General features: G+C 72.6%; 13 protein-coding genes. 5 read left to right on the top strand and 8 right to left on the bottom strand.

What is annotated here, in order from left to right; all coding sequences use genetic code 11:
- The first annotated feature begins 44 nt into the window (after window positions 1–44).
- The 4 genes from ACZ61E_RS26365 (at window position 45) to ACZ61E_RS26350 (ending at window position 6,275) form a co-directional block, all read left to right on the top strand.
- A complete protein-coding gene (locus ACZ61E_RS26365; RefSeq protein WP_469702350.1) occupies window positions 45–1,529 on the top strand; it encodes an MFS transporter in 1,485 nt (494 codons plus the stop codon).
- An 890-nt stretch (window positions 1,530–2,419) separates the two neighbouring features.
- Entirely contained in the window at window positions 2,420–3,181 is a 762-nt protein-coding gene (locus tag ACZ61E_RS26360) for a DeoR/GlpR family DNA-binding transcription regulator (RefSeq protein WP_469702349.1), read from the top strand.
- A 78-nt stretch (window positions 3,182–3,259) separates the two neighbouring features.
- Window positions 3,260–4,213: a 1-phosphofructokinase gene (gene pfkB / locus ACZ61E_RS26355; RefSeq protein ID WP_469702348.1), complete on the top strand. Its 954-nt coding sequence runs from the start codon at window positions 3,260–3,262 to the stop codon at window positions 4,211–4,213.
- A 40-nt stretch (window positions 4,214–4,253) separates the two neighbouring features.
- Window positions 4,254–6,275 carry a PTS fructose transporter subunit IIABC gene (locus tag ACZ61E_RS26350; RefSeq protein WP_469702347.1) on the top strand — a complete coding sequence of 674 codons (2,022 nt, stop codon included), beginning with the start codon at window positions 4,254–4,256 and terminating at the stop codon, window positions 6,273–6,275.
- Between the two features lie 14 nt (window positions 6,276–6,289).
- On the opposite strand, the gene ACZ61E_RS26345 is transcribed toward ACZ61E_RS26350, so the two are convergent.
- Window positions 6,290–7,144, bottom strand: a complete 855-nt coding sequence (locus tag ACZ61E_RS26345) for a DUF6227 family protein (protein ID WP_469702346.1) — start codon at window positions 7,142–7,144, stop codon at window positions 6,290–6,292.
- Window positions 7,145–7,290: 146 nt separating this feature from the next.
- Complete coding sequence (locus ACZ61E_RS26340; RefSeq protein ID WP_469702345.1) at window positions 7,291–8,322, bottom strand: P1 family peptidase; 1,032 nt, start codon at window positions 8,320–8,322, stop codon at window positions 7,291–7,293.
- An 80-nt stretch (window positions 8,323–8,402) separates the two neighbouring features.
- Between ACZ61E_RS26340 and ACZ61E_RS26335 the strand changes: the two genes are divergently transcribed.
- A complete protein-coding gene (locus ACZ61E_RS26335) occupies window positions 8,403–8,630 on the top strand; it encodes a hypothetical protein (RefSeq protein ID WP_469702344.1) in 228 nt (75 codons plus the stop codon).
- Between the two features lie 45 nt (window positions 8,631–8,675).
- Here the strand turns inward: ACZ61E_RS26335 and mscL are convergent, their stop codons facing one another.
- From mscL to ACZ61E_RS26305, 6 genes are all read right to left on the bottom strand, one after another.
- Entirely contained in the window at window positions 8,676–9,152 is a 477-nt protein-coding gene (gene mscL / locus ACZ61E_RS26330; RefSeq protein WP_469702380.1) for a large conductance mechanosensitive channel protein MscL, read from the bottom strand.
- 165 nt (window positions 9,153–9,317) lie between these two features.
- Entirely contained in the window at window positions 9,318–9,989 is a 672-nt protein-coding gene (locus tag ACZ61E_RS26325) for a hypothetical protein (RefSeq protein ID WP_469702343.1), read from the bottom strand.
- 138 nt (window positions 9,990–10,127) lie between these two features.
- On the bottom strand, window positions 10,128–10,988 hold the full coding sequence (locus ACZ61E_RS26320) for an S-methyl-5'-thioadenosine phosphorylase (protein ID WP_469702342.1): 861 nt from the start codon (window positions 10,986–10,988) through the stop codon (window positions 10,128–10,130).
- A gap of 116 nt (window positions 10,989–11,104) precedes the next feature.
- Window positions 11,105–11,500 carry an FmdB family zinc ribbon protein gene (locus tag ACZ61E_RS26315; RefSeq protein ID WP_469702341.1) on the bottom strand — a complete coding sequence of 132 codons (396 nt, stop codon included), beginning with the start codon at window positions 11,498–11,500 and terminating at the stop codon, window positions 11,105–11,107.
- A 66-nt stretch (window positions 11,501–11,566) separates the two neighbouring features.
- Window positions 11,567–12,907: an MFS transporter gene (locus ACZ61E_RS26310; RefSeq protein ID WP_469702340.1), complete on the bottom strand. Its 1,341-nt coding sequence runs from the start codon at window positions 12,905–12,907 to the stop codon at window positions 11,567–11,569.
- A 325-nt stretch (window positions 12,908–13,232) separates the two neighbouring features.
- The gene (locus tag ACZ61E_RS26305; protein WP_469702379.1) at window positions 13,233–14,825 is read right to left on the bottom strand and encodes a potassium/proton antiporter; all 1,593 of its coding nucleotides are present in this window, start codon (window positions 14,823–14,825) and stop codon (window positions 13,233–13,235) included.
- Window positions 14,826–14,876: the final 51 nt, after the last annotated feature.

Below are 14,876 nucleotides of genomic sequence, written 5' to 3'. Positions count from 1 at the left end.
GATCTAGGACATGAACTGGCCTACATGCCGCATAGCTTTCCGGCATGACTTCCCCAGCGACAGCACCGCGCAGAACGCTCGACCCCGTCACGACACCGGCGCCCGGCGACCGCCGGCGCTGGCTCGCGCTGGCCGTGGTCATGACCGCCGCCTTCATGGACCTGGTCGACGTCACCATCGTCAACATCGCCGTCCCCAGCATCGAGCGGGACCTCTCGGCCACCTTCGGCGCCATCCAGTGGATCACCGCCGGATACGCGCTGGCCTTCGCCGCCGGACTGATCACGGGCGGCCGGCTCGGTGACATCTACGGCCGCAAGCGGCTCTTCCTCCTGGGCATCACCGGCTTCACCCTCGCATCCGCGCTCTGCGGATTCGCGGTGAACGCCGAGATGCTCGTCGGCTCCCGGCTCCTCCAGGGCGCGATGGCCGCGCTGATGGTGCCCCAGGTGCTCGCGATCATCCACGTCACCTTCCCGGCGCACGAACGCGGCAAGGTCTTCGGGATGTTCGGCGCGGTCATCGGCCTCGGCGCCGTATCGGGACCGCTCCTCGGCGCGCTGCTCACCCAGTGGAACCTCTTCGGACTCGAATGGCGGCCGATCTTCCTGATCAATCTGCCGGTGGGCGTCGCCGGACTGATCCTCGGCCGCAGGTTCATCATCGAGTCCAGGGCGCCGAAGGCCCTGCGGCTCGACGTGGTCGGCGTCGTCCTGGTGACCGGGGCGCTGCTGATGCTGATATACCCGCTCACCCGCGGCCGCGAGCTGGGCTGGCCGCTCTGGGGGCACCTGTGCATGGCGGGCAGCGTGCTGGTGTTCGCGGCGTTCGTGGCGTACGAGAAGGCGAAGACGCGCAAGGACGGGTCGCCGCTGGTGGAGCTGTCCCTGTTCAGGGTCAAGAGCTTCGCCGCGGGTATCGCCGTACAGCTCACCTTCGGCGTCGGCCTCGGTATCTTCTTCCTGGTCTGGACGCTCTACATGCAGATCGGCCTCGGCTGGAGCCCGCTGCACGCGGGTCTGACCGGGCTGCCGTTCTCGCTCGCGGTCTCCACGGCCGCCGCGCTCTCCGTACAGAAGCTGGTGCCGAGGTTCGGCCGCAAGGTCCTCCAGACCGGCGCGCTCACGATGGCGGCGGGCGTCCTGCTCTACCTCGGGGAGGCCGGGCGTTACGGGGCGGACATCACCACCTGGCAGATGGTGCCGCCGCTGGTCGTGATGGGCCTGGGGATGGGGCTGATCGTGGCGCCGCTGACGGACGCGGTGCTGTCGGACGTACCGAGCGAGCACTCGGGCTCGGCGTCCGGACTCATCAACACCGTGCAGCAGATGGGCAACGCGCTGGGTCTCGGGCTGGTGTCGGTGGTCTTCTTCGGGGCGGTCGACGACCACCGGGCGACGACGCCCACGGGGGTGGCGTCGGCGTTCGAGGCGGGGTTCCAGAACGCGCTGTGGTGGGTGGTGGCGGTGCTGGCGGGCATCTTCCTGCTGATGTTCGCGCTGCCGCGGAGGGGGGTGGGGGCGGCGTGACGCGGTGCGGGTGGTGATGGGTCGGGGTGGGGTGGCCTCAATCGCCGGCCGGGCTTGGGTGGTGCGGGCCGGTGGCCGGGGCCCGCTTCCGGGGCCGGGGTGCTGCCCGTGCGGGCTGGAGCGGGGTGCCGGTGGGTGGCCTCAATCGCCGGCCGGGCTTCGGTGGTGCGGGCCGGTTGCCGGGTGCCGCTCCGGGGTCATGCCCGGACGGCGTGATTTACGGCGCGTGCACCGCTCGTTGGACCCGACGACCCGGGTTGTCCACGCACCACAAATCAGCCTGAGTGTCCGGCCACGACCCCTGCGCGTCCCCCTTCCCTCCCGCGGGAAGAGGGACGCGCCTGTCTGTGCGGGCGGCGGGATCACCTGCGGGAGGCGGGCCGGGGGTGGCCCGTGCCGGTGTCCCTCGCGGCGTGAGGCGGACCGGGGGCGGTGACCGCCGGGATCACCCGCGGCAGACGGACCCGGGGCCGGCGACCACCGGGATTATCCGCAGGAGGGCGGACCGGGGTCGGTGACCGTTGCGGGTGTCGGGGCGGACCGGGGGGCCCGTACCGGTGTCGGGGCGGCGGGAGGGGGGCGGGGTCGTAGGAGGTGCGTGTTCGGACACTCAGGCTGATTTGTGGCGCGTGAACAAGCCGGGTCAGCGGGTCCAACGAACCCTGCACGCGCCGTAAATCACGCCGTCCGGACATGCGCCTCCGGAGGCCCCGCACCCCGACCACGACCCACAACCGCAACCAGAAACCCCGCACCCCCGCCGGGAGGACACCCGGAGGGCAACCGCCACCCCCGGAGGGCCTCCGTCCGTGTGTGTTTACTTCCGAGGGCCCTGCCCGTAACGTGACCCCGAAACCACAGACTCGGGCATCGAACGGACGTAAACCCACATGTACGCACCGGAGCGGCAGCAAGAGATCCTGCGCCTCGCCCGTGAGGGAGGCCGCGTCGACGTGCTGTCGCTCGCCGAGGAGTTCCAGGTCACCGCCGAGACCGTACGGCGCGACCTCAAGGCCCTCGACCGCGCCGGCCTCGTCCGCAGGGTGCACGGCGGCGCCATCCCCGCGGGCCGCCTCGACTTCGAGCCCGACCTCGCCGAGCGCGAGTCCACCGCCGCCGACGAGAAGGACCGCATCGCGCACGCCGCGCTCGCCGAACTGCCCCGGACCGGCAGCGTGATCCTCGACGCGGGCTCAACGGTCGCGCGGCTCGCCGCCGCGCTCCCGCTGGAGAGCGGACTCACCGTCGTCACCCACGCCCTGCCCGTCGCCGCGCGCCTCGCCGATCACCCCGGCATCGACCTGCACCTCGTCGGCGGCCGGGTCCGCCACCGCACGCGCGCCGCCGTCGACGCGTGGGCGCTGCGCGCGTACGGCGAGATCCGCGCCGACGTCGTGTTCCTCGGCACCAACGGCTTCTCCCCGGAGGGCGGCCTCACCACGCCCGACCTCGCCGAGGCGGCCGTCAAACGCGCACTGGTCGCCGCGGCCCGCCGCGTGGTGCTGCTGGCGGACTCCGCCAAACACGCCCAGGAGCACTTCGCCCGCTTCGGCGCCCTCTGTGATGTCGACCTGCTGATCACCGACACCGCTCTCGCCCCCGCCGCCCGCACGGCGATCGAGAGCGCGGGCACGGAGGTGCTCGGTGTCTAGGGCGGGCAACGCCGTCGGCGGGCCGGGCGGGACTTTCCGGACACGGCCCGCGTCCACCACCACCCGGAGGGGCCCCGCGTGATACTCACCGTCACCCCGAACCCGAGCCTCGACCGTACGTACGAGATCCCCGCCCTCGACCGCGGCGAGGTCCTGCGCGCGACCGTCGAGCGGATGGACCCCGGCGGCAAGGGCGTCAACGTGTCGCGCGCGGTCGCGGCGGCCGGGCACCGTACCGTCGCCGTGCTGCCCCTCGGCGGCGCGCCCGGCGCGCTCGTCGCCCGGCTCCTCGCCGGGCAGGGCATCGACGTCGCCCCCGTACCGATCACCGGCGCGACCCGCTCCAACATCGCCCTCGCGGAACCCGACGGCACACTGACGAAGATCAACGCGCCCGGCCCCGAACTGACCCCCGCCGAGTCGGAGTCCCTGCTGTCCGCCCTCGGCGACCACGCGGTGGGCGCCGAGGGCGACTGGATCGCCTGCTGCGGCAGCCTGCCGCGCGGGCTCGGCCCCCGGTGGTACGCCGAACTCGTCGCCCGCGCGCACGCCGCCGGCGCCCGGATCGCGCTCGACACCTCCGGCGCCTCGCTGCTGGCCGCCCTCAGGGAGCGCCCGGACGTCGTGAAGCCCAACGCCGACGAACTCGCCGCCGCCGTCGGCCGCCCGCTGGCCACCGTCGGCGACGCGCTCAAGGCGGCGGAGGAGCTGCGCGCGTACGGCGCCGGGGCCGTCCTCGCCAGCCTCGGCGCCGACGGCCAGCTCCTGGTGTCCGGGGAGGGCGTGTACTTCGGCTCGGCCGCCGTCGCGGCCGTCCGCAGCAACGTCGGCGCCGGTGACGCCTCGCTCGCCGGTTTCCTCGCGGCGGGCGGCACCGGCCCTGCCGCGCTGGCCTCGGCCGTCGCCCACGGCGCCGCGGCCGTCCAACTGCCGGGCAGCGTCATGCCGTCGCCCGCGGACCTCGACCCGCGGGCGGTCACCGTGTCCGCGGACATCCCCCTGGACCGCCCCCTCTCGGAGCCCGCCTCATGACCTCCACGTCCCCGAACCGTTCCCCCCGAAGGAGCCCGCGATGAGCGACATGATCACCGCGGACCTGGTCGACCTCGACCTGGCCGCAGAGACGAAGGAAGCCGCGGCCCGCTCGCTGGCCGAACGCATGGCGGCTCTGGGCCGCGTCACCGACCTGGCGGGCTTCCTGGCCGATGTGGCCGCCCGCGAGGCGCAGATGCCGACCGGGCTCGACGGCGGGATCGGCATACCGCACTGCCGCAGCGAGCACGTCACCGAGCCGACGCTCGCGTTCGGACGCCCGGCCCGGGGCATCGACTTCGGGGCACCGGACGGCCCGGCCGACCTGATCTTCCTGATCGCGGCCCCGGCGGGCGCCGACGACGCGCATCTGACGATCCTCTCCGCCCTGGCCCGCCGTCTGATGGACCCGGACTTCACCGCGGCGCTGCGCGCGGCGACCGACCCGGCGGCGACCGCGAGCCTGATCAGCGGCGAGACACCGCCCGGGCCGCCCGCCCCGGCGGATGTCCCGGCGGATGTCCCGGCGGATGTCCCGGCGGACGCGCCGGCCGCCCCGGAACCGGCTCCCGGCGTCTTCCGTGTCGTCGCCGTCACCTCCTGCCCCACCGGCATCGCGCACACCTATATGGCCGCCGAGGCCCTGGAGCAGGCCGGTCAGAGCGAAGGCGTCGAGGTCGTCGTCGAACCGCAGGGCTCCGCCGGGTTCACCCGGATCGACCCCGCCGTCATCGCCGCGGCCGACGGCGTGATCTTCGCGCACGACGTGCCGGTGCGGGAGAAGGAACGCTTCGCCGGCAAACCGACCGTCGACGTCGGCGTCAAGGCAGGCATCAACCGACCCGCCGAGCTGATCGCCGAGGTCCGCGACAAGGCGGCCCGTGGCGAGACGACGGCCGCCGCCACCGGCTCACCCGTCGACGAGGCGGGCGACCCCGGCGAGGGCTACGGCACCAGGCTCCGCAAGTGGCTGATGTCCGGCGTCAGTTACATGGTCCCGTTCGTCGCGGCCGGTGGACTCCTGATCGCGCTCGGCTTCGCCATCGGCGGCTACACCGTCGACAAGGCGCCCTCCGTCGCCGAACACTTCGTGTGGACGGACTCCACGAGCTGGGCGGCCCTGTTGTTCCAGATCGGTGGCCTGGCGTTCAGCTTCCTGGTGCCGGTCCTCGCGGGGTACATCGCGTACGGGATGGCCGACCGCCCCGGTCTGGTCCCCGGCTTCGTCGGCGGCTCCATCGCGCTCACCATCAACGCGGGATTCCTCGGCGGCCTCGCCGCCGGTCTCATCGCCGGCGGCACGGTCATGGCCGTCCAGCGGATCAAGGTGCCCGCCGCGCTGCGCGGCATCATGCCGGTCGTCGTCATCCCGCTGATCTCATCGGCCGTCGTCGGCTTCCTGATGTTCCTGGTGGTCGGCAAGCCCATCGCCGAACTCCAGAAGGCCCTGACGGACTGGCTGTCGGGGCTGTCCGGCGCCAACGCGATCATCCTCGGCGTCGTCCTCGGCCTGATGATGTGCTTCGACCTGGGCGGGCCGCTCAACAAGGTCGCCTACGCATTCGCGGTCGGCGGCCTCGCCAACCCCAACGACGGCAGCCTGAAGGTGATGGCGGCCGTCATGGCGGCGGGCATGGTCCCGCCGCTGGCGATGGCGCTGGCCACGGTCGTGCGCGGCGCCCTCTTCAACCGCGCCGAGCGCGAGAACGGCAAGGCCGCCTGGGTGCTCGGCGGCTCGTTCATCACCGAGGGCGCCATCCCGTTCGCCGCGGCCGACCCGCTGCGGGTCATCCCGTCGGCCATGGCGGGCGGCGCGGTCACGGGCGCGCTGTCGATGCTCTTCGAGTGCACGCTGCGCGCCCCGCACGGCGGGATCTTCGTGCTGCCGCTGATCGGCAACCCGGTGCTCTATCTGATCGCGATCCTGGCCGGCACGGCGGTCAGCGCCGCTCTGGTCGTCCTGCTGAAGGGCATGGGCGGTCGCGGCGGCAAGGACCTCGGCCGGGGCGGCGTCCCGGGCGCGGAGTCCGGGACCGCGCCCAAGGTGCCTGCGTCCGTCTGAGCCGCCTCACCCGCTCATCTGACCCGCGCGCGAAGCTCCATGGCTTCGCGCGCGGCGCTCTGCGCGGCGTACACCTCACACATGTGGCGGCCGTCCGGCGTCGCCGTGTGCTCGACCTCCCACAGGCTCGTCTCCGTGCCGTCGAGCAGCAGGAACGCGTGCTCGTACAGCGTGAACCCGGCGTCCTTGCCCTCGACATGGCCGTACCGGCCGAAGACCTGGGTGATCTGGTGGGCGAAGGCGGCCCGCAGCGGTCCCGCGATCTCCTCACCCGGCCGGTCCATGTTCTCCGCGCGGCGCAGCACCCGGCGTGCGTGGTCGGCGGAGTTGTCCGGGTGGTACACCCGGGGCAGCGGTGTCTGCGGTGCCGTCAGCAGTCCGCTGAGCAGTTCGAGATCGGCCGCGAGGTCGGACTCGAAGCTCGGATCGAGACTCCCGCCGAGGCCGGGCTCGAAACGGGACTCGAAGAGCGAATCGGCGTGGTCGGCGGGATCGAGGTGGTCGAGGGGGTCGAGGGGGGAAACGGTGGCCCTGCCCGTACCGCCCGCGCCGCCGGGGCGGCGCAGCCGGGAGGCGGCGAGGCGCACCTCGTGCTCGTCGGTGTAGAGCTCGTGCTGTTCGGCGCCGTCGCGCCCGGTGTTGTGGACCAGCTCCCAGAGGGTGAGGGCGGTGCTGTCGGCAAGCAGGTAGGTATGCCGGTAGGTCTCGCGATGCAGCCCCGCACTGTGGTGCGAGGACCGCATTGAACTGGCGTGCGCCAGAGCGGAGTCGAGCCGCTCGATCACGGCGTCGGGCAGATCGAAGGAGTTGAGTGCCCGACCCAGGAGACGCTCAAGATGCGTCTCGCTTGTCTCATATGGATCGTTCAAGGTGGGTCTCCAGGCCGTCGCCACATGTCACTTGGTGATTGCATAACGTAGCCCCTGGGACTGAGATTGCGTCCCAAGTTCGGTAAAACGATTGGGGGCGCGCGAGAAGTTCCTTCGAGCCCCCCTCAACTCCCTTGCGCCGGACGTCAGTCCGTGCCGTACAGATCGCGGTGGGACGGGAACGTGCCACCGGGTCCGTCAACCCCCTCCGCCGCCACCATCGCCCGTACGATTGCCCTGGTCACGACGTCGGCCCCGGCCGCGAGCAGCTCGTTGAGCGCCAGCGGATCCCCGGCTTCGAGCGGCCGTTCCCCGGTGGCGAGCGTGAAGACGGTGTCGCCGTCGTTGAGCAGATGTACAGGACGGACGGCGCGCGCGATACCGTCGTGCGCCGTCCCCGCGAGCTTCTGCGCCTGGGCCTTGGAGAGGTCGCCGTCGGTCGCCACGACGGCGAGCGTGGTGTTCAGCGGAGGCCGCCCCTCGCGCTCCCGGATTTCCGCGAGACGCGCGAGGGCCGCCTCGTGCACACCGGCCGGCGGCCGGCCGGAACGCCCCTCGAAGTACCGCCCGTACAGCACGCCCGTCAGTGGATCGACCGCGGAGCCCGCCGCGTTCGCGACGACCAGAGCCGCGACGGTGATCCCGGACGGCAGCCGCACACTCGCCGTGCCGACCCCGCCCTTCAACTGGCCCACCACGGCCCCGGTCCCGGCGCCGACCGCCCCCTCGGCCACCGGGGCCCCCGATTCCGTACGGGCCGCCGCCTCCACCGCCGCGCGGCCCGTGGCGGCGTCCGGGCGGGCCCGCCAGTCGCCACCGCGCCCCAGATCGAAGACACAGGCGGCCGGGACGACCGGCACCACCTGCGACGGATCCGGCCCGACCCGCACACCCCGCCCGTGCTCCTCCAGCCACGCCATCACCCCGCCCGCGGAGTCGAGCCCGAACGCGCTGCCGCCGGTCAGTACGACGGCCTCCACCCGCCGCACCAGATTGCGCGGATCGAGCGCGTCGGTCTCCCGGGTGCCGGGCCCGCCGCCCCGTACGTCCACGGCGGCCACCGCCCCGCCCTCGGGCGCGAGGACGACCGTCGTACCGGTCAGGGCCCGGTCCCCGGCCACCCGCGCGTGACCGACCCGAATCCCCGCCACATCCGTCAGTGCGTCATTGAGTGCCATGGGCCCCATGCGTACCACGGTCCCGGCCCCGCCGACGGCGGGTTCCCAGCCGGCCGGGCCCGCCGCCGTACCCTGGAGGCATGAGCACCACACCCCCTCCCGGCCCACGTGACACCAGCACGGAGCCGCCCCGGCCGGCCCCGCCGAAGCCGGGCCCGCCCAAGCCGCCGCTGGTCTTCGACGACCCGCTGGACCGTCAGTCTCCGGACGACACGGACACCGGCTGGGGCGACGGGCAGACCACGAGCGGCGACAGCGCCGCCGACCTGGCCCGCTTCCTGGACGAGAAGCCGCCCCACCACATCTGAGCGCCCCCGGGCCCCGCGGGCCCGGCCGGGTCGGCAGCACACTCCCTAGGGAGCGCCGCGCTCCTGCCCCCGCTGCTGGGCGACCAGGGTGTCCCTGATCTCCTTCAGGACCTCCAGCTCGCTCACCTCCAGCACTTCCTCCACCTGCTCCTTGGCGGCCTGCTGCCTGGCGCGCCTGGCCAGGTACTTGGCCATCGGCAGGACCATCAGGAAGTACACGACGGCGGCGGTGATCAGGAAGCTGAGGGTCGCGCTCAGCACCGTCCCCCACATGATCGGGATTCCCGACACCACCTCGCCCGCCTCGTTCGTCTCGCAGGGGGCCTGCAGACAGGACGAGTAGCGGTCCAGGTCCTTGGTGCCGAACGCGCCGACGACCGGATTGATGACGCCCTTCACGAGGGAGTTCACCACGTTGGTGAACGCGGCGCCGATGACCACCGCGACCGCGAGGTCGATCACGTTGCCACGCGTCAGGAAGGCTTTGAAGCCTTCCAGCACGCTCTCCTTCTCCTTGCTCACCAGTGAGCCCTTCTTCGTATCTGCCGTGGGGACAGCGACGGGAACAGCCAATCGCCCTGACACCTTGGGTAACTCGCGCCCCGGCTGTCCAATCCGCCCATGCTTTCGTGTGACCAGTGTGCTCATCAGTACGACCACGAGAAGCGGCGGCCGGCGCTAGGCGGCTCAGCACAGCGTCACCGCCAGCCGGGAGTTCGCGCTCGCGCCCGCCAACTCCGCCGCCACATCACGCGCGACGGTGAGCAGGACCAGCGCCCCACCGTCGCCGGCGCTCTCCGGAGCCCGTGGGACGGACTCCACCAGCACGCCCGTCGCGATCACCCGGGCATCCGAATCCCCGGCCGCGGGGGAGTGGGCGGCGGCGATCACATCGACCCGGTCGCCCGGTCGCAGCAGCCGGACCGTCGCCACATCCGCGATCCGCACCGGAGCCGTCACCAACCGGGCCTCCGGCGCACCCGGCCGGGCTGCGGCCCCCGCGCCCGGCGCACCCTCACCACCACCCCCACGCGCCGCCGCGCGGGACGCGGCACGCTCCTCCGCCCCCGCAGCGACACCGGGACCGCCGGCGCCCGAAGCCGCCAGCGCCGCGGCCGTCACCGCCAGCCCCGCCGCCATCGCCCGACGCCGACGGAGCAGGGCCCTGCGCAGCCGATGCCCACCGCCGCCCACCCGCACCGGATCGAACGCCGGCACCCCGCACGGCGCGGGCGCGGCTGCCACGGGCGCGGGCACCGGCACGGGCGGGGAGACCGTCGGATCGGAGGGACGGGAGGAACGGGCATGCGCAGAGAGAGATCGGGACGGGGCGTGGGAGAACGAACGGGAACGGGACATGGCAACCACCACCTGGCGTGAGGAGTTCTCGCTGACCGCCCCTCACGATCCACGTCCCGCCGGAATCCCGCAGAAGCCTGTGGACAACTACCCGGATGTGAATATCTCGCTCACCCGAACGAGGTCCGCTCCACGCGTTTACGGCAGCTCAAGCCCCGTGTCGATGCCGTCCAGCGCGTGCGAGCACAGGCAGTCCCGTGTCTCGTCCGCCTGCAATCCGCCCACGGTGTCGAACAGCACCGTACGCAGCCGGTCGACGTTGGAGGCGAAGACCTTCAGCACTTCCTCGTGCGAGACGCCCTCGCCCGTCTCGGCTCCGGCGTCCAGATCGGTCACGAGCGTCAACGACGTGTAGCAGAGCCCCAGTTCACGGGCGAGTACGGCCTCGGGGTGACCCGTCATACCGACCACGGACCAGCCCATCGACGCGTGCCACCGCGATTCGGCGCGGGTCGAGAAACGCGGTCCCTCGACGACGACCAGCGTCCCGCCGTCCACCGGCTCCCACTCGCGCCCCCGCGCCGCCCCGAGGGCCGCCCGACGCCCCTCGGGGCAGTAGGGGTCGGCCAGCGAGATGTGGACGACCTTGGAGGCGCCGCCACCGGGCAGCGGCACCCCGTCGTAGTACGTCTGGGTACGTGCCTTCGTACGGTCCACCAGCTGGTCCGGCACGAGCAGCGTCCCCGGCCCGAACTCCTCGCGCAGCCCGCCCACGGCGCACGGGCCGAGCACCTGCCGCACGCCCACGGACCGCAGCGCCCACAGATTGGCGCGGTAGTTGATGCGGTGCGGCGCGATGTCGTGCGCGCGCCCGTGGCGGGGCAGGAACGCGACGCGCCTGCCCTCGACGTCGCCGATGAACAGCGAGTCGCTCGGCGGCCCGTAGGGGGTGTCGACGGTGACCTCGGTCACATCGTCGAGGAATGAGTACAGACCCGAGCCGCCGATGACGCCGATCTCCGCGGTCTTCGAGCCCTCTGCGTTCGCCTTGGTCGCCATGACGATCACCCTAAAGGCTGGAGGGCGGGCGTGGGCGGGCCACCGTGGGCCCGCGGGAGTACGCCGAGGACCCCGCCGTTACCGTACGGCGGGGTCCTGGAGAGGACTTCGGACGATCAGGCGGCGGAGGAGCCGCTGGAGCTGCCGCTCGACGCGCTCGACTTCGAGCCGGAGGAACCGGAGCCGGACGACCCGGAGCCCGACGAGGACCCGGTCGACGCCGTGGACGTGGACTTGGAGTCCGACGACGAGCCCGCCGACTTGTCGCTCGAACCGCTCGACTCACCCGAGCCGTTCGACGCGCCCGTCTTGGCGGGCGTGCTGCTCGACGACGAGCCGCGGCTGTCGTTCCGGTAGAAACCGGAGCCCTTGAAGACGATGCCGACCGCGGAGAACACCTTCTTCAGGCGTCCTTGGCACGCGGGGCACACGGTGAGGGAATCGTCGGTGAATTTCTGCACCGCCTCGAGGCCCTCGCCGCATTCGGTGCACTGGTACTGATAGGTCGGCACTTGTTCCTCCTGGCACTCTCACTCAATGAGTGCTAACGACGCTCCATAGTGACGCATTCCGCTGGATCAGTCCACTGCCACCGGCACGCGGTGACCCATTCCACGCGCGGCGACGCGGCCCGACGCCTTCGGCGTGAGCCGCGAGCGCAGAGCGACGAGCGTGACCAGGGCCAGCGCGGTGCCGACCAGGGGCACCACGAACCCGGCGCTCGCGCCGTACGCGTCCGCGAGCTGCCCGGCGGCCGTGACCGCGCCCGCCTGGCCCAGCGCGACCGAGCCCGTCAGCCAGGTGAAGGCCTCCGTACGGGCCTCGGCGGGGACCAGCGGCTCGATCAGGGTGTAGCCGCCGATCAGCGCGGGCGCGATGCAGAGCCCGACCAGCAGGCCGAGCGCGGCGAGCACCGGGACCGAGTGCACGGCCCACAGCCCTGAGGCGGCCAGGGTCAGGCCCGCGTAACCGGCGATGAGCCGGCGGCGGGGGCCGGTCTTCCAGGCGACGGCACCGCACACGATTCCCGCGAGCATGTTGCCGGCGGCGAAGACTCCGTACAGAAGGCCGTTCGCACCGGGGTCGCCGATCTCCTCGGAGAACGCGGTGAGGGAGACCTGCATCCCGCCGAAGACCGAGCCGATACCGAGGAAGACCACGGCCAGGACCCGTACGCCGGGTACGGACAGCGCCGGGACCCGCGCCCCGGCGGCACCACCGGTACCGCTCGCACGCCGCGCACCGGCCGGACGCCGCCCCGCGGGCTCCGGCTGGGTGCCCTTGCGCGCCGCGAACAGCAGCCCGCCCACCAGGGTCAGCGCCCCCTCGGCGATCAGTCCCGCCGCCGGGTGCACACCGGTGCACAGCGCGGTCGCGACGACCGGGCCGATGACGAAGGTGAACTCGTCCGTGACGGACTCGAACGCGGCGGCCGTCGGCAGCAGCCGCGCCCGCCCCTCGGAGGAGCCGAGCAGCGCCGCCCAGCGGGCCCGCACCATCGGCCCCACCTGCGGGACCGAGGCGCCCGTCGGCACGGCGGCGGCGAACAGCGCCCACAGGGGCGCGCCCGCCAGCGCGAGCACCGTCAGCGCGGTGACGGAGGCCGCGTGCAGCAGCACTCCGGGCACCAGCACCGCGCGCTGGCCGAACCGGTCGGCGAGCTTGCCGTTCTGCGGCGCGCACAGCGCCATGGAGACACCGGTGACGGCGGCGACGGCGCCCGCGCTGCCGTACGAACCGGTTGTGTGCTGGACGAGCAGGACGATGCCGATCGTCAGCATCGCGAAGGGCTGTCGCGCGGCGAAGCCGGGAAGCAGGAACGTCCAGGCGCCGGGTGTACGCAGCAACTGCCCGTAACCCGGACGGGGCCGAGCGGTGCCCTCGGGGGCGCCGGCGGAGGTGTCGACCGTGTCGGCCACGGTCCTTGCCTTTCTGCCGCCTGGTGGCGTCCCCGGACGTGCGGGGGCCGCCGAGAGCTGTCCTCTTGCGCGGAACTGCGGTAGATACCCAGGGTCCACTGAAGGGGACGCCACGGCCGCCATACGGTCGCGCCAGCTCTGCGTCAGGCAGAGTTGGTCGATCAGGGTCAATCAAGGTCGATCAGGTTTGTGCCGCACGTCGATCCGTCGAAACGCCGGAGACAGTCCTCGACGCGGCAGGTACGGGCCTCATCCTACCTGGGAAACACCTGGAAGATCCCGGCCCGTACCTGTGATTGCCACCTCCGCCCGGAGGAGGCGGCCGTCAGCCGGACCCCCGTCCGAGCCCGCCGACCCCGCTCTCGGGTTTCCCGTGCGCCCCCGGCCTCCTGCCCGTACCGCCGCCGGCGCCTCCGCCCGTACCGCCCGTCCCGTTCGTCCCCAGCCAGTCGGCCAGCTTGCCGCCCTGCCCGACCGCCCGCAGCCGCCGTTCGGCCGCGTCCCGCACCGGATCCGTCGCCACCACCAGCAGCTCGTCGCCCCGCCGCAGCACCGTGGACGGCCCCGGCACGAAGCTCTTGTCCTCCCGTACGACCAGCGTGACCGCCGACCCCGGCGGCAGTCGCAGCTCGCCGACCTCCACGCCGTGCATCTTCGACCGGTCCGGGATGGCGACGGACAGCAGATGTCCCCGCAGCCGCTCCAGCGGCGCCGACTCGACACCGAGGTCGGCGGCCCCCGCGGGGTCGCCGAGGTGCAGCTTCCCGGCCACCCAGGGCAGCGTCGGGCCCTGCACGAGCGTGTACACGACCACCAGCACGAAGACGATGTTGAAGATCCGGTGGCTGCCCTCGATCCCCGAGACCATCGGGATGGTCGCCATGACGATGGGCACGGCGCCACGCAGCCCCGCCCACGACATCAGCGCCTTCTCCTGCCACGGGATGCGGAACGGCGCCAGGCTGACCAGTACGGAGACGGGCCGCGCCACCACGGTCAGCACCAGACCCACTATCACCGCGGGCCAGAAGTCGTCGCCCAGTTCGTGCGGCGTGACCAGCAGGCCGAGCAGGACGAACATCCCGATCTGCGCGAGCCAGCCCAGCCCCTCCGCGAACCCGCGGGTCGCGGGCGCGTGCGGGAGCTTGGAGTTGCCCAGCAGCATGGAGGCCAGATACACGGCGAGGAACCCGCTGCCGTGGGCCATGGCCCCGGCCGCGTACGCGACGACCGCGATGGCCATCACGGCGATCGGGTACAGACCGGAGGCCGGCAGGGCCACGCGCCGGAGCCCGAAGGCGCCGAGCCAGCCCACCGCGAGGCCGATGGCCGCTCCGATGGCCAGCTCCAGGGCGATCTCGCCCACGAGCACGTACCAGTGCTCCACCGGGCCGACCGTCGACAGCGCCACCACCATGATCACGACGGGTGCGTCGTTGAAGCCCGACTCCGCCTCCAGCGCGCCCGTCACCCTCGACGGCAGCGGGATCTTCCTCAGTACGGAGAAGACGGCGGCGGCGTCCGTCGACGAGACGACGGCGCCGATGATCAGGGCCTGCCGCCAGTCGAGGCCGACGAGGTAGTGCGCGGCGGTCGCGGTGACGCCCACGCTGACCGCGACACCGACGGTCGACAGCGCGACGGCGGCCGGCAGCGCGGGTCTGGCCTCTTTCCACTTGGCGCCGAGACCACCCTCGGCGAGGATCACGACCAGGGCGGCGTACCCGATCACCTGCGTCAGCTCGGCGTTGTCGAACTTGACGTTGAAGATGCCGTCCTGCCCTATGACGACGCCGATCCCGAGGTAGAGCAGCAGGCTGGGGAGCCCGCTCCGGGACGAGATCCGCACCGCGGCGACGGCGATCAGCAGCACGAGCGAGCAGATGAGCAGGAGTTCATTGAGCTGGTGGACAGTCAGCGGCCGATCCTTCCCCTCGCGCGCACCGGATCGTTTCTCCGGCCGTCGGCA

It is taken from the genome of Streptomyces sp. NPDC104581, from assembly GCF_055583685.1.
This window is presented reverse-complemented; position numbering and strand designations above follow the sequence as displayed.